This window comes from Candidatus Eisenbacteria bacterium, assembly GCA_030017955.1.
GTDB lineage: Bacteria > Eisenbacteria > RBG-16-71-46 > JASEGR01 > JASEGR01 > JASEGR01.
Map to the genome: position 1 here is coordinate 1 of JASEGR010000023.1, position 21,487 is coordinate 21,487.

Consider the following 21,487-nt stretch of genomic DNA (forward strand, 5'->3'; position numbering starts at 1 on the left):
CCACGCCTTCCTTCTCCTCCCGTTTCCGCTTGTCAGAGAAGATCGAAGGCAAATCCTCAAGAACGCGCTTCTTCCACTGCCCGATCTGGTTCGGATGCACCCCGTACTCGCTCGCAATCTGGGCTATGGTCTTCTCGCCTTTCACCGCCTCCAGGGCAACCTTGGCCTTGAACGCCGCATCGTGATTCCTTTTCATCTGCCATTCCTCCTTCACGGATGATGGCAGGCATCATACACCAATTACCACTGTCTGAATTTTGGGGAGTACTATAGATGACACTTTGAGTTTTGTTCTCGCCGCTAGCGATTCCACAGGGATAATGTCTTGGGTGCTTAGTGTTTTTTCTGATAGCGTTCACTCCTACCCGCCAGTCAAGAGCTGGGCAGGATTGGGAGATCCTCCTGGAGTGATAGAGTGGGATGGAAGATGTGGTCCTGCTGGTGTGCTTGCATTTCCTGGGACTTACCACTATGACTACGCGGTCCTTGACAGGTACTTTAATGAGGCTCGCATAGACAGCCAGATTCTGACTGTGGGGAGAACGGTCAGCGTTGCCGACGGTCTCGGAGAAGCTGTCCCCCGAGAGGGTTTGCTCCCGCTCGCACCGAATCCTTTCCTCGGCGGAACTGAGATTGCCTTTGGCGTACTATCCGAGACGGATGTCAAGCTCATGATTTTTGATGTTAGAGGGAGGCTCCTGAGGACGCTTGTGAATTCCCGTCTGAGTAGGGGTCTTCATCAGATATCTTGGGATGGCCGAGACGAGAACGGGAGGAGAGTGCCTTCGGGCGTTTACATCTGTCAATTCAAGGCGGGCTCGCTAACGCAGTCTCGCCGCATCGTGAAACTGAAATAGAAGGGTCTGGCACAGATCTCGTAGGTCCCTGCTGGAACAATACTCTCAATTGTCCACTACCTATCTTGTGAAACCTGATGTTTGCAACCATGCCAAGAGCGTTTATGTCATCCTCGTAGAGTAGGCTCGCCTCGCTTTTTCATCTGGGCGCCCCTTTGTTGACTTCGCATTAGCTGCTGTGGTAGCTTCGAAAGAAAGAACAGACCCTGTAATGGCGACAACTGAACGAGATTCACTCCGGTATTATCCCCTCTTTCTTGATGTGTCGGGAAAAAGATGCATTGTGATTGGAGGCGGACAAGTGGCCTCCAGAAAGATTCTCAAACTCCTCGAAGCAGGAGCTGATGTCGTAGTGATCAGTCCTTCGCCCGCCGAGAAAATCAGGCGGCTCGCAAGAGAGGGGCGGATTGTACTTCGCATGAGAAAGTTCAGGAAGGGCGACCTGAGAGGCTCCATTCTCGCCATAGGGGCTACCGACGACAGGGACGTGAATGAGTTGGTTCACAGTGAAGCCGGCAAAAAATCGATCCTTGTCAATGTGGTCGATGATGTTCGTCTCTCAAGTTTTATCGTCCCCTCAACCGTGAAGCGGGGGAACCTTCTTATTGCGGTTTCGACTTTTGGCGAAAGCCCTGCACTTTCGCGCGAAATCAGGATAGAGTTGGAGAGACTCTACGGAAGTGAATTCGGCAAGTTCCTGAATCTCATGGGGACAATTCGAAGGCGTATGAAGAAATCCATTCCTTCTGGGAACAGAAGAGCCGGCACAATGAGAACATTCGTAAGAGAGGGCATGCAAGCCCTGAGGCGGGGTAAGAAGGTTCGTGATCTGCGTAGGAGCTACCTTGGAAGGCTCGCGCTTCTGGAGGAAAAGTGAGAAAGAAGATACTAAGGCTCGGCACAAGGAAAAGTCAGCTCGCCCTTCTCCAGAGCAGGGAAGTAGTTGAAGAAATCGAGAGGGTGCATCCCTCTGTGAAGGTTGAGTTCGTATCAATTGTGACAAAGGGAGACAAGATTCTTGATTCGCCGCTTTCCCCTTCGCAGGGAAAAGGTTTCTTCGTCAAGGAAATTGACCTGGCGCTGCTTTCCAAAGAGATTGATGTTGCAGTCCACAGCCTGAAGGATATTCCCATAGAGATTCCGGATGGAATCGTCCTCTCCGCCGTCACGAGGAGGAGCACGCCTTTCGATGTCCTTATTTCTTCGAATGGGATGATACTTGATGACCTTCCGCCTTCGGCCCGGATCGGAACCAGCAGTCTGCGGCGGAGGGCACAGCTTCTCAACTACAGGCCCGACCTTGATGTCGTAGATCTCCGCGGAAACCTTGATACGAGGCTTTCCAAACTCAAACCCGGTGAACTTGATGGGATTGTACTCTCCGCCGCCGGCGTTGAGAGAATGGGGTGGCAGGAGAAGGTGGCCGAGGTCTTTACAACCGAAGTCATCGTTCCTGCGGTTGGTCAGGGTTGTCTTGGAGTCGAGTGCAGAGCAGATGATAAGGAAATGCTCTGCCTTATCAAGTTTCTCGAAGACGAAACATCCAGAGTCGAAATCTCCGCAGAGAGAGCTTTCCTGATGGAGCTCGGAGGGGGCTGCCAGATTCCTGCGGGCGCTCTTGCCAGGATTGACGGGAAAGAGGTCTCCCTGGAAGGTATGGTCGCGACGAAGGACGGGAGGGAGCTTTTCAAGGACAAGACGTATGGGAGGTGGGGAGAAGAAACAGAAATTGCGAAGAGACTTATAGACAAGCTCCTTAGCGATGGTGCGGAGGGAGTGTTCAACGATATGGTGAAGGGGCGGAAGAGGAAGTGACCGGTCCTTCTGCAGGTGAGGTTCAGCGATTACAGGCGTGACGAAACGAATCGGCGAGGTTTACCTCGTTGGAAGTGGGCCCGGTGATCCCGGGCTCATCACAGTAAATGGATTTTCTCTCATCAAAGCCGCGGATTGCATCGTGTATGACCAGCTTGCTCCCCGGGAACTCCTGAAGTCCGCCAGACCTGAGTGTGAACTGATCTTCGTGGGAAAGGAGGGAGGAGGGGCAAGTTTCCCTCAGAAAGCAATCAACGAATTGCTGGTCAAGAAGGCGCGTGCCGGGAAGCGAGTGGTGAGACTGAAGGGCGGTGACCCGTTTGTTTTCGGAAGGGGCGGGGAGGAAGCGCTTTTCCTTAAACGTCATAGAATTCCGTTTGGAGTCGTTCCTGGAATAAGCTCTGCAGTAGCAGTCCCGGCCTACGCAGGTATTCCCTTAACGCACAGGAAGCTCACCTCTGTCCTCTCGATTGTGACGGGCCACGAGGCCGGCGACAAGGCAGGCTCATCCATAGACTTTTCGTCTCTTGCAAGAGGCGGAGGCACTCTTGTCTTTCTTATGGGTGTCGGGAGACTTGCCAAGATCTCCGGGAAACTTGTCTCCGGAGGACTTGCGCCGGGGACGCCCTGCGCCTTGATTGGAAGGGGCACGACGCCGAATCAGAGAGTGGTGGTCGGCCGTCTTGATAACATCCCGAAGCTGGCAGCAAAAGAAGGAATGAAGCCTCCGTGCGTCCTGGTCATCGGGAAAGTCGTTGGAATGAGAAAACTGCTGAATTGGTTTGAGACGAGGCCGCTCTTCGGAAGGAAGATTGTCGTGACAAGAACAAGAGAACAGGCGTCAAGACTCTCGGCTGCGCTTTGGAAAAATGGCGCCGAGGCCATTGAATTCCCGACAATCAAGATAAAGAATCCGCCGAGCCAGAGGCCTCTTGACAAGGCGATAGAAAGAATGGGCGAATTCGACTGGGTCATATTTACGAGCGCCAACGGGGTGAGGAAATTCCTTGAGAGACTGAGAGAGAAGGGAAAGGACCTGAGAGCGCTGGGAAACACCAAAGTCTGTGCAATCGGAGATGTAACCGGTGAAGCATTGATCAGCGCCGGGATATGTCCTGATTACATTCCGCGTGAATATGTGGCGGAAGGAGTCGTGAAGGGACTCAGGAAATTCGCTGAGAAAGGCGAGAGTTTTCTTATCCCGCGGGCAAGAGAAGCAAGGGATGTTCTTCCGGAAGAACTTCGACGACTGGGTGGACGAGTGCATGTCGTTGATGCATACAAGACCGTCCGCCCCGGTCAATTCAGCGGCAGCATTCTTGATGACTTGAGAGCCGGGGAGATTGATATGGTGACTTTCATGAGTTCTTCCACGGTTCGGAACTTCGTTTCAATCTTTGAAGGGAAATTCGCTGGCGCTAAGCCTGCTTTCAAGGTCGCCTCTATAGGGCCGATTACGAGCGCGGCTCTGAGAAGACTCGGCTATCCTGTCCATGTTCAGGCCGCCGCCTACACGACCGATGGGCTTGTCAGGGCAATTGTGAAGTACTACAAAAAGAGCGGGCAGGCCTGTGCCAACAGGTAGGCCGCCTCGCGCCTTCTCACCTGGAGGTTGAAACCAGATGTATCCATTCAAAAGGTTCCGGCGTCTCCGGCAAAATGAGAAGCTAAGGACTCTGGTGACCGAGACTGAGCTTTCGGCAAGACACTTCATCTACCCCATGTTTTTCACTCCCGGCGATCATCTGCGGGAGGAAATTCCCGAGATGCCCGGCATCTGCCGGTTCTCGATTGATGAGGGCGTAAAGGAAGCAAGAGAGGCGTTTGAACTTGGGATACCCGGTGTCCTTCTTTTTGGAATCCCTTCTCGCAAGGACGCAGTTGGCAGCGAAGCGTTCAGTGAGAGCGGGATCATTCAGAAAGCACTCCGTGCTCTGAAGAAGGAAGTCCCGGCCCTTCTGCTTGTTACCGATGTGTGCATGTGCGAATACACCGATCACGGTCACTGCGGGGTCGTGAAGGACGGAAAGGTCGTTAACGACGAAACGCTTGAGCTCCTCAGGAAGGTGGCGCTCTCCCAGGTTAAGGCCGGGGCCGATGTGGTGGCGCCCTCCGACATGATGGATGGAAGAGTCATGGCCATAAGGGAAGCGCTCGATGGCAATGGGTTCCTTGATACTCCGATAATGTCCTACTCAGCGAAGTTTGCGTCCGCCTTCTATGGCCCGTTCAGGGAAGCAGCCGGGTCAAGACCCTCTTTTGGAGACAGAACCGGCTATCAGATGAATCCTGCCAATTCAAGAGAGGCGATGAGAGAGATTCAGTCTGACATCGAGGAGGGTGCAGACATCGTGATGGTCAAACCCGCTCTCAGCTATCTCGATGTAATAAGAGAGGCGAGGGTGAGATTCGACATACCGATAGCTGCCTACAATGTGAGCGGAGAGTACTCGATGGTGAAGGCCTGCGCCCAAAAAGGATGGATTGATGAAAAAAGGATAGCGCTTGAGATTCTCACATCGATAAAGAGGGCAGGGGCAGACATCATAATCAGCTACCATGCAAAAGATGCAACGAGGTGGCTTAAGGGCTGATGACTTTGCAGAAAAGGCCGGGTGCGTGTGTGATGAACATGAACGGGACGAAAGATGGGAACGGAATCGCCCGGGAGCTCTCTCTCTGGCAGAGGGCTCAGGAAGGCATTCCCGGCGGAGTATCAAGTCCGGTCAGGGCATTCAAAAGCGTTGGAGGCGAGCCTGTCTTTATCTCCAGTGGAAAGGGCTCCAGAGTTTTTGACGTAACCGGGAAGGAATATATCGACTATGTCTGCTCCTGGGGTCCCCTGATCCTGGGCCATGCTCATCCTCGAGTCATCGAACGGGCAAGAGAGAGAATGGAGAAGGGATCAACGTTTGGAGCACCTACGGAAATAGAAGTCGAGATGGCAGAGGCAGTGAAAGACGCCTTCCCTTCTATGGAGAGAGTAAGGTTCGTCAGTTCAGGAACCGAGGCAGCCATGAGTGCGGTGCGGCTTGCGAGGGCCTTCACCAAAAGGACAAGAATCTTGAAGTTCGAAGGCTGCTATCACGGCCATGCTGACAGCTTTCTCTCAGGTTCGGGCTCAGGGATGGTTTCATTCGGGATTCCCGAGAGTCCGGGAGTTCCCGACTCTTTTGCGCGAGAGACAGTGACTCTTCCGTTCAATGACCTGGAAAAAGTTCATGATTTTTTCGAGAGGGAAGGGAGTGGCATAGCTGCAGTAATCGTTGAGCCAATCTGCGGAAACATGGGCTGCGTTCTGCCTGCGGACGGATTTCTGGCCGGACTCAGGGAGATCTCATCCCGATATCATACTCTCCTGATCTTCGATGAAGTGATAACAGGCTTCAGAGTTGCCTATGGAGGCGCTCAGGAGCTTCTCAAGATGGAGCCGGATCTGACGCTTCTGGGAAAGATCGTAGGCGGCGGATTCCCGGCGGCGGCCTACGGGGGAAGGAAGGAGATAATGGAGATCCTTGCGCCGGCCGGCGCAGTCTATCAGGCCGGAACTCTGAGCGGAAATCCGGTTGCGATGGCTGCCGGGCTTGAGACGATCCGCATTCTGAAGGAGGCCAGAAGCACGATATACGGTGAGCTTGACGCAAAAGGGAAGCGGATGGAAGAGGGTGTCACGTCTGCAATCCGCGAATCCGAAACCGCTGCAACGATCAACAGGGTTGGCTCGCTTTTCACGCTGTTCTTTGCTTCCGAGCCGGTCAATGACCTTACGCTTGCCAAGAAATCAGACACTAAGAAATTCGGGAAATTCTTTCACTTTCTCCTCGATAGGGGAGTATACTTTCCACCATCCCAGTTCGAAGCCGCCTTCATATCTGCCTCACACTCTGCTGAGGACATTGAAGAGACGGTTGAAGCAATATCAGACGGACTTGCAGCGCTCAAAGAATAGAGTCTGGAGTGCACCTGCACAATCGGGGATATCCGGAAGGACACCTCTAAAGAGAGGCCGACAAAAGGAGGAAAGCTTTTGCTTGATCCGAAGCTTATCAGGGCGAACGCAGAGCTCCTGAGAAAGGCGATTCTTGATAAGAACGAGAAAGCCGACATCGACGCTTATCTTGAGCTGGATGAGAGAAGAAGGAAGATCCTTGTCGAGGTTGAGAAGTTGAGGCACGAAAAGAGAATCGCCTCCGAGGAGATTGGAAAGAGAAGTGCGGCCTCGGGCGGGAGTGCGGCCGTTGAAGGAGAAAGCGATCTCGAACTGATGAAGAGCTCGACCAAAGAAGTCGCCAAGAGGATAAAGACTCTGGAGGCCGAGCTTTCTCCGGTGGAAGCAGAAATGGAGAAGATTGCAGAGTGGTTTCCAAACATCCCTCACTGCTCGGTGCCAGTGGGAAAGGATTCAAGCGCCAATGTAGAGGTGAGAAGATGGGGCGAGCCGCCGAAGTTTGACTTCCAGCCGCTTCCTCACCATGACCTTTCCCGCTTGATGGGGATAATAGACCTCGAGGCGGCATCACGGGTCAGCGGGTACGGTTTTGCGCTCTTCAGAGGAGCAGGCGCAAAACTGGTCAGAGCTCTCATCCAATTCATGCTGGATTTCCACGTTCAAAAACACGGCTACGAAGAAGTCTTTGCGCCGTTCCTGGTTAAGAGAGAATGCCTTTTCGGGACAGGACAACTGCCCAAGCTCGAAGAAGACATGTACCACATTGAAAAGGAAGATTTGTTTCTTAATCCGACTGCAGAAGTGCCGCTCACTAACATGTTCAGAGAGACGGTGCTCAAGAAGGATGACCTTCCGGTCCGCATCACCGGCTATTGCGCAAGCTTCAGGAGGGAGGCGGGGAGCTACGGGAAGGAGACAAAGGGCATTGTCCGCGTGCACCAATTTGACAAGGTGGAGCTTCTCAAGATAGTCGAGCCGGAATCATCATATGCCGAGCTTGAGAAACTTGTTGGCGATGCCGAAGACATTCTCAGAAGTCTCGAAATACCCTACAGAGTCGTGAGCCTCTCAACTGGTGATTTGAGTTTTGCCGCCTCAAAGTGCTACGATATCGAGGCGTGGGCAGGGGCCGAGGGGAAGTGGCTCGAAGTCTCGTCTTGCAGCAACTTTGAGGAGTTCCAGGCCAGAAGGATAGGGCTCAGGTACAGGACGGAAAAAAGCGGCAAGCTCGAGTTCGCACACACGATTAACGGTTCTGGTCTGGCCATCCCCCGGACTCTGATTTGTCTTCTTGAGAACAATCAGTCGCGGAACGGAAGTGTGAAGATTCCGAGTGCATTGAGGCCGTATGTCGGCGCGGATGAAATCATGCCGCAGGTGTGCGGATGAACGTTGGCGCGATGACCAACGAGGGGACTGAGTTTGTGTGAAAACTTCAAGGGCCGTGTGGCCGTCAATACTGAGGGGATATGTTTTTCTCGGCGGCAGCATTCTTGTTGCTGCTGTATTCCTCTATACGAATGACCTAATAAAGCGTCTCGACAACCAGGCCTCCATACTCAGAGACGTCCTCGCGAGATTCTGCGCCACTGCATCCTTTCCAGGAACAGAGAATCCGGAAGTGAAAAGAATCTTCAATGAAGTGGTCCAGGGTATCAATTTCCCTGTTGTGCTCACGGACGTCGATGGAAGGCCGTTTGTGTGGAGAGGTATTGGGATAGATCCCGATGCAGTCACCGTGGAACAAAGTTTTGCGATGGATCCCAAGAATCCGCCGCCGGGGCCGCTGGCCAGGATAGTCGAGATTACGAAGAAGCTGGATAAGCAGCATCCTCCGGTTCCGATGGTAATGGCCGGGACAAGCCGCATGGTCGGTCTAGTTCACTACGGGGAATCGGCGGTTGTAGAAGAATTGAGATGGGTGCCGGTCGCTGAGCTTCTTGTCATAGGACTGTTCGTGCTTCTCGGCTATTTAGGCATGAGAAGCGTGAGGATTGCCGAGCAGCGTTCAATCTGGGCCGGCATGGCAAAGGAGACCGCGCACCAGCTTGGGACTCCGCTCTCTTCAATGCTTGGATGGATCGAGGTGGCCAGGGATAAGTTGGAGTCGGTCCCGGGCGGCCCGGGTGAAGCCGGGTCTCAGAAGCTCAAAGAAGTTCTTGATGAGATGGAGAATGATGCTGAGCGCCTGAAGAGAGTCGCATCCCGGTTCAGCCATGTCGGTTCTCCCCCCAAGCTCCACCCGCAGGATATTGTTCCGATTGTGTCGGAGGCCGTGGAGTACTTTGAAAGAAGACTGCCCAGGCTGGGAAAAGAGGTCGAAATAGAGACAAAGTATGGCATTGTTCCGCCGGTTAACCTGAACAAGGAGCTGATTGGCTGGGCAATTGAGAACGTACTGAGAAATGCCCTGGATGCAATTGACCCTGGCGGGGGTACAATAGAAGTAGAAGTGCTTCGCAGAAAGAAAACGGAAAGTGTCGAAGTCGTTGTGAGGGATACCGGCAGGGGAATGGCTCCGGCCCAGGCAAAAAGGATCTTCGAACCTGGCTTCTCAACGAAAAAGCACGGCTGGGGGCTGGGCCTCTCTCTTGCAAAGAGAATCGTCGAGGATTATCACGGAGGCAGGCTTTCTTTGAGGGAGACTGCTCCCGGCAAAGGCACAGTCCTGGCAATGAGTTTTCCAGTCTGACATCCGCGTCTGGCCCTGCCAGGAGTGGTTCCCCGGCACGGGCTCGGCTGCGCTTCCGGTGCTCGCCGGCCCTCTGCTCTCGACCGCCAGAAGATTCTGTGCCATTTGTGTGGCGGTCTCCGAGAAGGCCGAGTCACCGACCCTGGCCGGACCGGACGGAGATGCCCCACCGTCGAATAGGAGGCGAAGTTGGCTGAAGCAGCACGGAAGATCTTGTGGGTTGACGATGAGATTGAGCTTCTCAAGTCGCATATCGTTTTCCTTGAGGAGAAGGGATACTCCGTAACTCCGGTTTCAAACGGTGAGGATGCGATATCAAGAGTCAATGACGAGAGATTTGATGTTGTGCTTCTTGACGAGATGATGCCAGGCCTCGGAGGAATAGAGACTCTCGAAAAGATACGGGTGATAGATCCGGGAATCCCTGTTGTCATGATAACCAAGAGCGAGGAAGAAGAGTTGATGGACGAGGCCATAGTCAGGAGCATAGATGACCATCTGATCAAACCGGTCAATCCGATTCAAATCTACTTCGCATGCAGAAAGATTCTTGAGGCGAAAACCATTCGCGAAGAACAGGTGAGAAAAGAGTACGTTGAGGAACTCGGGAAACTGCAGGCCGAAAGATTCAAGCCCCTTGACTGGGATCAATGGACGAAGCTCTACTCGGGGTTCGTTCGTTGGGAACTAGCGTTGGAAAGAATCGGGGATTCTGGATTCAAGCAGATTCACACCGACCAGATAAAAGAATCAAACATAGAATTTGCACGATACATTGTCGAAAACTACAAGTCATGGATTCACGGAGCCCCGAGGCCGGCTCTTTCCGTCGACATAATTCCTAAATTCGTGGTCCCTCACCTGAAGTCAGGGAAGAGAGTCTATTTCATAGTGATTGACTGCATGAGGCTTGACCAGTGCCTCAGTATCCTACCGCTTCTGGAACCGTACTATGAGACAAAGACCGACTACTGCTATTCGATTCTCCCGTCCGCGACGCCATATTCGAGGAATGCAATCTTCTCAGGCTTGTATCCTTCCGACCTCCGGACTCAATATCCTGACATGTGGCAGGAAATTGGAACTGAAGACACAAGTAAGAACAAGTATGAGAAGGTTTTCCTTGAAAAGCAGCTCGAACGGTTGCGGGTGCGCCTGACCAATCCGTTGAAGTACGTGAAGATTTTCAGTCTTGAGGAGGGGCACAGCATAAGGAAGCAGATAGCCTCCTACTCCCAGCTCCAGTTTGTGGCTTTCGTTTTCAATTTTGTGGATATACTCGCGCACGGACGCTCAGAATCTGAAATTCTCCAGGAGCTTGCCCCCGATGAGGCCGCCTTCCGGTCGATAATGAAGGCGTGGTTTACTCATTCCTCACTCTTTGACATCTTGAAACTGATGGCTCAGCAGAAGGCGGTTGTTGTGCTCACCACGGACCATGGTTCTGTGCTGGGGAGAAGGGCTGCACTTGTTCTTGGAAACCGTGATACATCGACCAATCTGAGATATAAGTACGGGAACAATCTTGGGTGCGACGAGAAGCAGGCGCTTCTTATCAAGAAACCGGAGGAATACAGACTTCCTGCTGATGCTCTGAACAAGAACTACATTATCGCAAAAGAGGACTACTACTTTGTCTATCCCACACGGTTTCATGAGTACGAGAGACAGTACAGAGGGAGTTTCCAGCACGGCGGAATATCGATGGAGGAAATGATCCTTCCGTGTCTGACGATGGAGCCAAGAACCTGATTGGCGGCGGAAGACGCGTCTTCATAACAAAGAGCGAGCTTGAAACCGAGGCCCTCGGTGAAAAGCTTGGTCAAAATCTTTCGCCCGGCGACGTCGTGAGCATCAGCGGGGAACTTGGCGCTGGTAAGACCTGCCTTGTCAGAGGTATTGCAAGAGGCCTCGGATCGTCATCTAAGGTAAAGAGTCCTTCGTTTACCATAATAAACAGCTACCCGGGAAGATGCCCCATCTACCATTTTGACCTTTTCAGAGTTGAAGGTTATGCGTCCTTTGAAGAACTCGGATGCTACGACTTCTTCGGAGGAGACGGAGTAGTTGTCATTGAGTGGGGGGAAAAGGCCGGGACTTTTCTCCCGGAAGACAGGCTGGAGGTTGAAATCAAATTCAGGTCGCAGGATGAAAGAGAGATCACGATCTCTCCTCAGGGCCGGGTGTCGCGATGAAAGTGCTCGGAATAGAGACTGCAACAATGACGTCAAGCGTTGCGCTGGTTGAGAATGGGACGCTTGTCGCCGAACACAATGTGAAAGTCAGCTTGAGTCACTCGGAAAGGCTCATTCACACGGTAAACAGGATACTTGAGGACGCACGTGTTGACCTCGAGTCCGTTGACGGTGTCGCTATTTCAATAGGCCCCGGTTCTTTCACCGGTGTTAGAATAGGGGTCGGTACGGCAAAAGCCCTTTCCTACGCCGCAAGAAAGCTGCTTCTTCCTGTCCCGACTCTTGAGGGAATGGCTTTTCTGTTTCAGGAGGAGAACGCTCTCCTATGCCCGGTGCTCGATGCAAGAAGAGGAGAAGTGTACTCCTCGCTGTACAGAAGAGAAGATGGAATGCTGAGGCAGATTCTTCCTCCGTTTTGCGGAAGATCTGATAGAGTCATCGAGGCGATCAGCTCCAGCAGGCGCGATGGGGAGAGAGTCGTTATCGGGGGACCAGGATTGCCGCTTCTGGGCGGATTCATCAACGAGACCGGACTCTCCAGCATCTCAAGCTCCGACGTATCGCTTCCCAGGGCCCTTGGCGTTGCTCTGAGAGGGGAAGAAATTCTGCTTTCCGGGCAATCTGCGGACCCTCTTACGCTGGTTCCACTCTACGTCCGTCCCTCGGATGCCGAGACCAAACTTGGGAGACGAATTGACGAGTGAAGAAGGCTCACTCGTGTTTGAAAGGATGACCCACTCTGACCTCGAAGAGGTCATGCTGATAGAGAAGAGTGTCTTCAGCGACCCATGGCCCGGAGAATCTTTCGCCAGCGAGATCAAAGACAAAGATGTTTCCCTCCCGTTTGTCGCAAGACTGAGGGGAGAGCTGGTTGGATACTTCGTCGCCTGGGCAGCGGCCGATGAGATCCATCTTGGGAACATCGCGGTGAGGCACGAATTTCGGGGAATGGGGCTTGGGCAGCAGATTCTCACGTTTGTGATTGATGAAGGTTACAGGAGGGGAGCGAGGATTATCACGCTCGAGGTGAGAGAGACAAACATGCCGGCAATCTCACTCTACAGGAAGAACGGATTCGGTGAGATCGCAATACGAAAAAGGTACTACCGGGATACGAAGGAAGACGCTATTGTCATGATGCTGACCCTCGAAACAAAGCCTGGAGGGGCGAAGGATGTCGTGGCTCAGGAAGACTAGGGCAGGACTCAAGATTCAGAGGAAGAAGGAGCTTCCGAACGGTCTTTGGAAAAAGTGCGGAAGATGCGGGGAGATAATCTATCACAAGGAGCTTGAGCGTAACCTCTGGACATGCCCAAAGTGCGGGTTTCACTTCAGGATTCCTGCAGCGGCATACATCAGCATTCTGACGGACGACGGGACGTTTGAGGAGCACTTCTCACAGATCACTTCGGGGGATCCGCTCAAGTTTCGAGACTCAAAGAAGTACGTCGATCGCCTCAAGCAGGCCATTGAAAAGACCGGCCTCAGTGAGGCCGTAGTTACGGGAACAGCCGGACTCGAGGGCCACACTGTCGCCCTTGCCATTCTTGTGTTTGATTTCATGGGCGGTTCGATGGCATCTGCCGTTGGTGAGAAGGTTGCAAAAATCAGTGAGGTCGCACTTGAAAAAAGGATACCTCTCATAATCATTTCCTGCTCAGGCGGCGCAAGGATGCAGGAGGGGATTCTCTCCTTGATGCAGATGGCGAAGACTTCTGCAATCCTGGCCCAGCTTTCGAGGGCACGCGTTCCATTCGTCTCAATCATGGCCAACCCGACTACGGGAGGAGTAACCGCGAGCTTTGCCTCGCTCGGGGACATAATAATCGCGGAACCAGAGGCGCTCATAGGATTCGCAGGACCGCGCGTCATTGAACAGACCATAAACCAGGAACTTCCTCCCGGCTTTCAGCGTTCGGAATTTCTTCTTGAGCACGGAATGATTGACATGATTGTTCCAAGGAAGGAATTGAAATCCACCTTAGTAAGAATTCTTGACCTGCTTTACCATTCCAGTAAGCCAGTCGCGACCTGACACGGATCGTGGATGGCCTGGTCAATCTCATGAATCAAGCATCTCCGGATGCAGGCCTTGAAGAGAGATTCTCTGCGGGCGAGGTGATTCCTTGAGCCAGACGTACGAGACTTTCGTCAACGAGCTGTTCAAGCGGGAAAGGTCCGGCATGAGGCCCGGGATCGAGGGAGTAAGGGACCTTCTTTCCTTTGTTGGAAATCCGGAGAAGAGGCTAAAGACGATCCACGTGGCAGGGAGCAACGGGAAAGGCTCGACAGCTGCAATGCTTGAATCAATATTGAGGAATCAGGGCCTGAGGACGGGACTCTTCACGTCGCCCCATATTATGGACTTTCGGGAACGAATAAGAATCGCAGGGAAGATGATTGAGAAAGAGAAGGTCGAAGAATTCCTCACGGCATGCAGCCGTCAGATACGGAATGGCAAGAATTCCTTTTTTGAGATCGCGACTGCCTTGGCCTTTGACACTTTCTCCAGGGATGATGTTGACATCGGAATCATTGAGGTCGGTCTGGGCGGAAGGCTTGATTCTACCAATGTTGTCGAACCGCTTGTTTCGATAATCACCACGATAGGCCTGGAGCACACCGACATCCTGGGAGATACTCTGAGCGAAATCGCCATTGAGAAGGCAGGAATCCTGAAGAACAATGGAATCCTTCTTACTTCATTGGGGAAAGGGAAGGCATTTGACCAGCTGCGCCTTGCCGCTCTGGAGAAGAAAGCCAGGTTCATCCCGGTTGGAGAGACATTCCCGGCGAGGCTGGTCTCAAACTCCAGGGAAGGCGTGAGGTTTCAGGCAAAGATTGACGGCCACAATTCCGACTTCTTTCTGCCGCTTCCCGGAAGACACCAGGTTCAGAACGCATCATGTTCGATTGCCGCCGCGTGCATCATGAAAGAAGACGACATCATTGTGGACGAAGAGTCAATCAGGAAAGGGCTGTCCGCCGTCAGGTGGCCCGGCAGACTCGAAATACACCGAATCGGCAAAGATGTGGTGTTTGACGTTGCTCACAACCCGCAAGCCGCCCGGGCCCTCAAGAATGCCCTTTCCGAAATTTTCCCGGGACGGGAGATTCAGTGCGTGATAGGTATGCTGGATGACAAAGATCACAAATCCTTCGGAAAAGCGCTCCTTCAGGTCATAGACGAGTTGTGGCTCGCCGAACCGGATACCGGAAGGGCACTGCCCGCCGATGAGCTTGCCAATAGATTCGCCGGTTTCAAAGGAATTCTTCACATAGAGAAGTCGGTTCCGACTGCCTTGAGGCAGGCCCTGCAGTCCGGTGATGGGAGCGGGGTCCTTCTGGTCACTGGGTCTTTCTATGTAGTGGGCGAGGCGATGAAAGAGCTCGGGATGAGCGTTCCCGAGCAGTTCTAGAGACGTTTAGCACGCAGGAATTTTCAAGGAGGTAAGAGTGGCTTCTGTAAAACTCAGCGGCGTCACAAAGACGTTCCCGGGAGGAGTGGCGGCTGTTGACCGTGTAGATATTGATGTTAAGGACAAGGAGTTTGTCGTCCTTCTGGGACCATCAGGATGCGGGAAATCGACGCTTCTCCGGCTCATAGCCGGCCTCGAAGACGTCAGCGAGGGAACAGTCTATATCGGGGACAAGGCGGTCAACAGTCTCCCGCCCAAGGACAGGGATGTCGCAATGGTTTTCCAGAACTACGCGCTTTATCCCCACATGACAGTCTTTGACAACATGGCTTTTGGACTGAAGCTGAGAAAAGTGCACAAGGAAGAGATTCGAAAACGAGTGCATAATGCGGCTTCGATCCTCGGGCTGGAGGAGTTCCTGCGAAGGAAGCCAAAGGCATTGTCGGGAGGCCAGAGACAGAGGGTGGCCTTGGGGAGGGCAATCGTCAGGAATCCCCAGGTCTTCCTCTTTGACGAACCACTCTCGAACCTGGACGCAAGGCTAAGAGTCCAGATGAGAGCGGAGATAAGCAAGCTTCACCAAAGACTCCAAGCGACTATGGTATACGTGACCCATGATCAGATAGAGGCGATGACGCTCGGGGAGAGAATCGCGGTCATGCGTAACGGCTCGATTCTCCAATTCGACGAACCGCTCTCGCTTTACGACAATCCAAAGAACAAATTCGTCGCCGGTTTCATAGGGAGCCCTTCGATGAATTTTGTGAACGGCGTAGTGACCGCGGGTGAAAGAGTCATGTTTGTCTGTGACAGCTTCAAGCTTCCGGCTCCAGCGCAGCTGGCTAAGACCCTTTCGGCGTTCTCGGGGAAGGAAGTTGTTCTTGGAATCAGACCCGAGGACGTGCAGGTTGTCGGGGATGGAGAAGGCACCTCCCGGGTTTCGCTTTCGTCCAGAATAGAGATTGTCGAGCTCTTGGGAAATGAGCAGTTCCTTCACGCGGTGCTGGGGAAGGTGAACCTGATCGTGAGAATGGCCACTCACAGAAAATTCAGCTTGGGCGAGGAGTTGCCAATCTCTTTCAAGGAAGACAAGATCCGTTTCTTTGATCCGTTGACTGAGTTGGCAATCCGCTGACCCGAAGGCCATCTAAGATGACTCGCTACCTCCTGACTCTCCTTGCAGTCCTCTTTCAGCTTCCTCTTGACTCTACTCCATCTCTGCTCGCGAAAGAGAGTGAGAAATACGAAGTCACCGCTGAGAACTTGAAGGGATCCGGCGGGGAGGGAGGAGATATCCTCAACCTCTATAAAGTCAAGATAGTCCATGGCCGCACGACTCTGAGAGGTGACAACGGAATCTACTACCGTAAAGAGGAGATCGTGCATTTCAAAGGAAATGTCCGGATTGTTGACGGAACTACGGTCATTACCGCGCCCGAAGCGACTTACTACAAGGAAAGTGAGATTGCTGCGCTTCGGGGAGGGGTCAAGGTAACCGACAAGGATGCAGTTTTCCTGGGGGATAGAGGGAACTACTACAGGAAAGAAGAAAGGGCGCTGCTCTTCGGACACGCCAGGCTTGAGGAAAAAGACAGGTGGCTCACTGCGGAGAGAATATCCTTCTTCAGAAAAGACAACATGGTTATCGCCGAGGAGAAGGTGAAAGGATATGAGGCAGCGAACAAGAGCTGGATAGATGCAGGGAGGATTGACTACGACAGAACCAAAAAGATGGCTATTGCATCATCGGAACCGGTGGTCACAACTGAACAGGGAGGCACTGAGGGAGAGAAGACCGAGCCGATGGTCATCAGAGGCGACAAGATGACTTTCTTCACCGATGAGAAGAAGGCAATCAGCGAAGGCAATGTCACCATAACCAGGGAGAAGATGACGGCAACGTGCGGCAAGGCAACCCTCCTTGACAAAGAGAACAAAGCAGTCCTTGAAGAGATTCCGGTTGCATGGGATGAGGAGGGAAAGGTAACGGGGGATACCATCGAGATCGTTTTCAAGGACAACAAGGTGGATAAGGTCTATGTAAGAGGAAACGCCGACATACGGTATGCCTCGACCGGTGCGGATAAAGAGGGAGAAAGCAGCAAACTCAGCGGTGACTGGGCATCCATCACAATGCAAAACGAAGAACCGAATGAAGTAGTAGCAAAGGGGAACGCGGTAAGTGAATACATCCCGCCGAAGAAGGAAAGCGAGGTTGGCGAGAGGAACAAGGTGTGGGGAGACAGCGTGACCGTTTCATTTGAGAAGCGGGCTGCCAGAACGGCGACCGTTGATGGAAATGGAGTGGGCATTTATTGCTTCAAGTCAAACGAGGAAGAAGATACTCCTGAGGACACGACGTCCACGACAGAGGTAGCCAACTATTCAGGCCGGAGAATCGAGTTTGATGTCCCCAGGGATCTCATTGTAATTTCCGGGAAGGCAAATCTTACTTACCGGGGGCAGAGGCTCGAATCTGAAAGGGTCGTATTCAATTCCAAGGAACGGACGCTGATGGCCTACGGGGAGCCGGTCCTGTGGGACGGAAATGAGAAGATTGTGGGTGACAGGCTCACGTACAACATTGACACCAGAAAGGGAACGATCTCCTCCGGCCGGACGACTTTTGAACAAGGCTTCTATACTGGAGACAAGATAAAGAAAGTAGGAGAAGGTGTGCTCGATGTCGCGGGGGCTTCCTACACGACCTGCGACCTTGACCATCCCCACTACAGGTTTTCGAGCAAGAGGATGAAGGTCTATGTTGATGACAAGGTGATTGCAAAACCCCTTACAATGTATATCTCGAACATCCCGGTTATTGGCCTTCCTTTCTATGTATTTCCAATAAAGAGAGGCCGCCATTCCGGATTTCTAATCCCTCAGGTTGAAATAGGTTTCAGCGCGCAATCGGGGAGGTTTCTCAGGAATGCCGGCTACTACTGGGCTGTGAACGACTACTCCGACATCTCAGTCTGGGGGGACTACTACGAGGGTACAAGATGGACAACATACCTGGAGGGCAGGTACAACGTGCGCTATCTCCTGTCCGGAAACCTGAACTCTTCGTACACGAAGGATATCATTACGAGAGCCAGAAGATGGGATCTTCGCGCGAACCATCAACAGACTCTCGGTGATAAGTTTTCTCTCACCATGAGGGGTGATTTTGTAAGTGACAAGACTTACAGAACACAGCGAGGCCTTGGGATGTCGATCCAGGAGATGCTGCACACGCTCCTTCGATCGGACGTATCGGTCAGCAAGAGCTGGTCTATGGCAAGCATGAATCTTGCGGCCGACAGAAGGCAGGACCTTGAGGCCGGAACAGTCACACAGTCGATTCCAAGGGTCAGTCTCTACTTCTCTCAGAGGCCGATCGGGAGATTGAAGACAAATAAGAAGGAAGCCTTCCTGCCCTGGCTGTCGACGACCTACTGCGGCCTGAGCTTGGGCATGAACAATACAACTCAAAAAACTCCTTACCGGAAAACGGCAACCTCCCAGATTTCCGGAAGTTTGTCGCTGAGTGATTCGAGGAAGCTTCTGGGGTGGCTCGACCTGTCGCCCTCGCTTAACGTAAGTCAGGACCTCTCATTGAGGGACCCGAGTGGGCGGGTCTCGGGAAGGACTGTTTCACTCGGACTCTATTCCAGAAGTACCCTCTGTGGAGTACTGGCTCCCAGACTGGGACCGCTTGTTGCGATCAGGCACATCATTTCTCCCCAAGTCTCTTACTCTGAATCACGGCAACAGATGGTTTTTAAGAACTACAGAAGCTCGGCAAGAGGAAGATTCATGACGTACTCTGTGCAGAACAGGTTCCAGGCAAAGGTGAAGACCGGCGACAAGGTGAGAAGACTGGACAACATTGCTGTTCTCACCTTTTCGAGGAGCCTCGACCTCACCAGGCCGGTTGAGGCCGCTTATTTTCCGACGAGCTCTCAGCTTCAGATAAGGCCGCTCGGGCCCTTCTACCTGGAGTTCTATGCCACGCACAGTCCTGTGAAAAGAAGAACGGAAACCGTCAGCGGAACCGGGAGATTCAGTTTTGCGGGGGTGCTCGGCTCAAAGGTCAACGATGGCGATTCGGTCACTGAGCCGATACCATACAACTCATCGACGACGGTTCGTTTTTCGAACGTCGTCGGGTTTCCGACAACCTCGTTCTGGATTGAGGAAAGGGTGAGTGCGTCGCCGACCAAGAAGTGGAAAGTCAACTACTACATCCACTACGACTTCACCTCGAAGGAAATTGCATCCCAGGGTATCGAACTGTATAGGGATCTTCACTGTTGGGAGACGAGATTCGTGAGACGCTACTATGGCAGGAATTGGGAATACTATTTCAGGATAAATATAAAAGCACTCAGTGAAATTTATTATGAGAGGGGAACTACGGGGCTTGGTGCCTACTGAGGCAGATGGACCGTGGCTTTTTCCAGTCTGGACAGGGGTTTTCCAAGAATTTACATGTTGACAGAAACACGGCTCTGTAATAGGTTGGTCGATGACACATGGAAAGGAGGTGAGATTTGATGAATAAGGGCGACCTAGTAGCGAGTCTTGCCAGGAGCGCAAAGATCTCCAAGAGCAGTGCTCAGTGCGCGGTGAATTGCCTGTTCGATGCTTCGAAGAAAGGTATCATCGCCTCTGAGCTGATTGCCGGCCACAGGGTTCAGATAACCGGTTTCGGAACCTTCGAGACAAGAAAGAGGAAACCCAGAATAGCAAGGAACCCGAGGACGGGCGAGAAGATAAAGGTGGCAGGAGGTAATTACCCGGCGTTCCGCGCAGGGAGTTCGTTGAAGCAGAAGGTCAGAAAGTAGGCAGAAGACAGTTTTCTGAAGAAGGGGATAGGAGAGGGTTTCCTCTATCCCCTTTGTTTTATTGGAAAAGGCCCCCTCGGGGAGAGCGCCGAGGATTGCCCACGCCAAAATTTCTTTGGCGTTTTTTGGCTTGGTGGGGTACAATAAGACTGTTGGATGGAATGTCCTGCTATGGATTCTCGAAGCGGGTCGATACGATTTGTTTGAAGAGATGTCCCAACTACCTTGAGAGAGGGGTGACCGAGTAAATGCAAGAGAAGATTCTCAGACTACTTTTTCCGGTGATTGCGGTCCTTGTGATTCTGCCGTTGTTTAGTGCGGCCGGGAAAGATACAGCCGGAACTCCGAAGACTTTGGCCATAATAGCAAGCGCCGAAGATCAGGCAGAACTTGTACCCTGTGGGTGACACGGGGGCCAGAGCGGCGGCTTGGCCCGGAGGGCCGGCCTCATAGACTCAGTCATGGCACAATACGGAGCCGTTCTTGCAGTGAACGGCGGTGACTTGGTTGGCAGGGTTCCCAGCGAGCGCGACAAGAGCACGTTCCTGATCCAGGCGTTGAAAGTGATGGGGTACAGTGTCGTTACATTCGGAGAAAGAGAAATTTCCCTGGGTCTTGACTACTTTCTTGATAAATGCGGCAAGGCGAAAATCAAGGTTGTCAACGCAAATACATTCTACGTCAAGTCAAAGAAAGCCGTTGTGAAGCCGTTCACAATCGAAGACGTGAATGGTGTGAAAGTCGGAGTTACCGCGGTACTTGGTCCTGACCTTGCCGGAAGGCAACTTGATGAAGCAAGTCCGTACGAGGTAAGAGACCCCAAGGCTGCCCTTGAAGCTCTTGTTCCGGCTATGCGAAAGAAGTGTGATGTTGTAGTAGTCCTTTCTCATCTCCGGACAAACCTCGAGGCCGAGAATATCGCCAGGAGCATAAAGGGAATCGATGTGGTCCTGAGTTCTCACGATGCGGGAATGGTGGTAAATCCAACAAAGGCCGGAGATGCTCTTCTCCTGAGAACCGGAAATCGCGGACAGTATCTCGGGAAACTGGTACTTACTCTCGATTCGCGGGGCAAGGTGTCTTCGTATACCGGTGGGGTTGTGAATCTCGACCAGAAAATACCCTCTAGCCCGGGCATGACAAAGCTCATAGACGATTTCAATGCCAGCCTGGTGAAGGCAAGCCGGGCCTCCCTTGTGAAAGAGAAGAAGACGGCAAAGCTTTCTCCCGACAAGTATCTTGGGAATGAAATCTGCTCAAGATGTCACGATGTGGCTGGCGAACAGTGGGCGGCGACGCGTCATGCGAAGGCTTTTGTCACGCTTGAGAACGCGGCCAAGGAGCATCTTCCCGATTGTATCAAATGCCACACGACAGGATATGGAGAACAGGGTGGGTTCACCGGTCCGGGGGGAACTCCCGACCTCAGAGGAGTCCAGTGCGAGTCCTGTCATGGGATCGGGACCAAGCATGAGATGAACGCCGCGTACGGAAAGATTAGTGAGGCGACATGCCGGAAGTGCCACAATAAGGAGTGGAGTCCCAAATTCGACTTTAAGACCTACCTGAAGAAGATTTCTCACGGCCGGAAAGGTGATCTGACAAGCTTGGGCGGTAATAGTGGCAGTGCTGCAGGGCGGTAGCCTTGGATGCTGTTTCGTCTTGAATCCGGTCCGATGATGTTTGCTGCCTGAGCACGGCAGAGAAAGCCCTGCTTCCCGGAATTCCCTC

20 protein-coding genes are annotated in these 21,487 nt (G+C 52.7%); 19 read left to right on the forward strand and 1 reads right to left on the reverse strand.

Going from position 1 to position 21,487, the window contains the following annotated elements; all coding sequences use genetic code 11:
* Window positions 1-196 (reverse strand): transposase (locus QME66_05220; protein ID MDI6808365.1); only part of this gene is annotated, 196 nt, incomplete at its 3' end.
* A 211-nt stretch (window positions 197-407) separates the two neighbouring features.
* Between QME66_05220 and QME66_05225 the strand changes: the two genes are divergently transcribed.
* The 19 genes from QME66_05225 to QME66_05315 all read left to right on the forward strand — a co-directional run bounded on the left by QME66_05225 (window position 408) and on the right by QME66_05315 (window position 21,399).
* Entirely contained in the window at window positions 408-857 is a 450-nt protein-coding gene (locus QME66_05225) for a FlgD immunoglobulin-like domain containing protein (protein ID MDI6808366.1), read from the forward strand.
* A gap of 211 nt (window positions 858-1,068) precedes the next feature.
* Window positions 1,069-1,734 carry a bifunctional precorrin-2 dehydrogenase/sirohydrochlorin ferrochelatase gene (locus QME66_05230; GenBank protein ID MDI6808367.1) on the forward strand — a complete coding sequence of 222 codons (666 nt, stop codon included), beginning with the start codon at window positions 1,069-1,071 and terminating at the stop codon, window positions 1,732-1,734.
* The gene (gene hemC, locus QME66_05235; GenBank protein ID MDI6808368.1) at window positions 1,731-2,672 is read left to right on the forward strand and encodes a hydroxymethylbilane synthase; all 942 of its coding nucleotides are present in this window, start codon (window positions 1,731-1,733) and stop codon (window positions 2,670-2,672) included. Before QME66_05230 ends, hemC begins: the two co-directional genes overlap by 4 nt.
* 37 nt (window positions 2,673-2,709) lie before the next feature.
* The gene (gene cobA / locus QME66_05240) at window positions 2,710-4,257 is read left to right on the forward strand and encodes a uroporphyrinogen-III C-methyltransferase (protein MDI6808369.1); all 1,548 of its coding nucleotides are present in this window, start codon (window positions 2,710-2,712) and stop codon (window positions 4,255-4,257) included.
* A 37-nt stretch (window positions 4,258-4,294) separates the two neighbouring features.
* On the forward strand, window positions 4,295-5,266 hold the full coding sequence (hemB, locus tag QME66_05245; protein MDI6808370.1) for a porphobilinogen synthase: 972 nt from the start codon (window positions 4,295-4,297) through the stop codon (window positions 5,264-5,266).
* 38 nt (window positions 5,267-5,304) lie between these two features.
* Entirely contained in the window at window positions 5,305-6,621 is a 1,317-nt protein-coding gene (gene hemL / locus QME66_05250; protein ID MDI6808371.1) for a glutamate-1-semialdehyde 2,1-aminomutase, read from the forward strand.
* Between the two features lie 78 nt (window positions 6,622-6,699).
* Window positions 6,700-8,010, forward strand: coding sequence for a serine--tRNA ligase (gene serS, locus QME66_05255; GenBank protein MDI6808372.1), 1,311 nt, complete (start codon window positions 6,700-6,702; stop codon window positions 8,008-8,010).
* A gap of 37 nt (window positions 8,011-8,047) precedes the next feature.
* Window positions 8,048-9,313 (forward strand): HAMP domain-containing sensor histidine kinase, encoded by a 1,266-nt coding sequence (locus QME66_05260; protein ID MDI6808373.1) that lies wholly within the window; start codon window positions 8,048-8,050, stop codon window positions 9,311-9,313.
* A 189-nt stretch (window positions 9,314-9,502) separates the two neighbouring features.
* Entirely contained in the window at window positions 9,503-11,065 is a 1,563-nt protein-coding gene (locus QME66_05265; protein MDI6808374.1) for a bifunctional response regulator/alkaline phosphatase family protein, read from the forward strand.
* The gene (gene tsaE / locus QME66_05270; GenBank protein MDI6808375.1) at window positions 11,038-11,508 is read left to right on the forward strand and encodes a tRNA (adenosine(37)-N6)-threonylcarbamoyltransferase complex ATPase subunit type 1 TsaE; all 471 of its coding nucleotides are present in this window, start codon (window positions 11,038-11,040) and stop codon (window positions 11,506-11,508) included. Before QME66_05265 ends, tsaE begins: the two co-directional genes overlap by 28 nt.
* Entirely contained in the window at window positions 11,505-12,212 is a 708-nt protein-coding gene (gene tsaB, locus QME66_05275; protein ID MDI6808376.1) for a tRNA (adenosine(37)-N6)-threonylcarbamoyltransferase complex dimerization subunit type 1 TsaB, read from the forward strand. Before tsaE ends, tsaB begins: the two co-directional genes overlap by 4 nt.
* Complete coding sequence (gene rimI, locus QME66_05280) at window positions 12,202-12,705, forward strand: ribosomal protein S18-alanine N-acetyltransferase (GenBank protein MDI6808377.1); 504 nt, start codon at window positions 12,202-12,204, stop codon at window positions 12,703-12,705. The genes tsaB and rimI overlap by 11 nt, the downstream gene beginning before the upstream one ends.
* Complete coding sequence (gene accD / locus QME66_05285; protein MDI6808378.1) at window positions 12,683-13,543, forward strand: acetyl-CoA carboxylase, carboxyltransferase subunit beta; 861 nt, start codon at window positions 12,683-12,685, stop codon at window positions 13,541-13,543. Before rimI ends, accD begins: the two co-directional genes overlap by 23 nt.
* 91 nt (window positions 13,544-13,634) lie before the next feature.
* A complete protein-coding gene (locus QME66_05290) occupies window positions 13,635-14,927 on the forward strand; it encodes a folylpolyglutamate synthase/dihydrofolate synthase family protein (protein ID MDI6808379.1) in 1,293 nt (430 codons plus the stop codon).
* A 37-nt stretch (window positions 14,928-14,964) separates the two neighbouring features.
* On the forward strand, window positions 14,965-16,062 hold the full coding sequence (gene ugpC / locus QME66_05295; GenBank protein MDI6808380.1) for a sn-glycerol-3-phosphate ABC transporter ATP-binding protein UgpC: 1,098 nt from the start codon (window positions 14,965-14,967) through the stop codon (window positions 16,060-16,062).
* Window positions 16,063-16,079: 17 nt separating this feature from the next.
* Entirely contained in the window at window positions 16,080-19,346 is a 3,267-nt protein-coding gene (locus QME66_05300) for a putative LPS assembly protein LptD (protein ID MDI6808381.1), read from the forward strand.
* A 119-nt stretch (window positions 19,347-19,465) separates the two neighbouring features.
* A complete protein-coding gene (locus tag QME66_05305) occupies window positions 19,466-19,756 on the forward strand; it encodes an HU family DNA-binding protein (GenBank protein MDI6808382.1) in 291 nt (96 codons plus the stop codon).
* A 248-nt stretch (window positions 19,757-20,004) separates the two neighbouring features.
* Window positions 20,005-20,163 carry a hypothetical protein gene (locus QME66_05310; GenBank protein ID MDI6808383.1) on the forward strand — a complete coding sequence of 53 codons (159 nt, stop codon included), beginning with the start codon at window positions 20,005-20,007 and terminating at the stop codon, window positions 20,161-20,163.
* Window positions 20,164-20,217: 54 nt separating this feature from the next.
* Window positions 20,218-21,399 (forward strand): multiheme c-type cytochrome, encoded by a 1,182-nt coding sequence (locus tag QME66_05315; protein MDI6808384.1) that lies wholly within the window; start codon window positions 20,218-20,220, stop codon window positions 21,397-21,399.
* Window positions 21,400-21,487: the final 88 nt, after the last annotated feature.

Bases quoted from the DNA above. Each gene is read 5' to 3' on its own strand.
- accD (MDI6808378.1), top strand. From the start codon at position 12,683: ATGTCGTGGCTCAGGAAGACTAGGGCAGGACTCAAGATTCAGAGGAAG.
- QME66_05315 (MDI6808384.1), top strand. From the start codon at position 20,218: ATGGCACAATACGGAGCCGTTCTTGCAGTGAACGGCGGTGACTTGGTT.
- QME66_05300 (MDI6808381.1), top strand. From the start codon at position 16,080: ATGACTCGCTACCTCCTGACTCTCCTTGCAGTCCTCTTTCAGCTTCCT.
- tsaB (MDI6808376.1), top strand. From the start codon at position 11,505: ATGAAAGTGCTCGGAATAGAGACTGCAACAATGACGTCAAGCGTTGCG.
- QME66_05230 (MDI6808367.1), top strand. From the start codon at position 1,069: ATGGCGACAACTGAACGAGATTCACTCCGGTATTATCCCCTCTTTCTT.
- hemL (MDI6808371.1), top strand. From the start codon at position 5,305: ATGAACGGGACGAAAGATGGGAACGGAATCGCCCGGGAGCTCTCTCTC.
- QME66_05310 (MDI6808383.1), top strand. From the start codon at position 20,005: ATGCAAGAGAAGATTCTCAGACTACTTTTTCCGGTGATTGCGGTCCTT.
- hemB (MDI6808370.1), top strand. From the start codon at position 4,295: ATGTATCCATTCAAAAGGTTCCGGCGTCTCCGGCAAAATGAGAAGCTA.
- QME66_05305 (MDI6808382.1), top strand. From the start codon at position 19,466: ATGAATAAGGGCGACCTAGTAGCGAGTCTTGCCAGGAGCGCAAAGATC.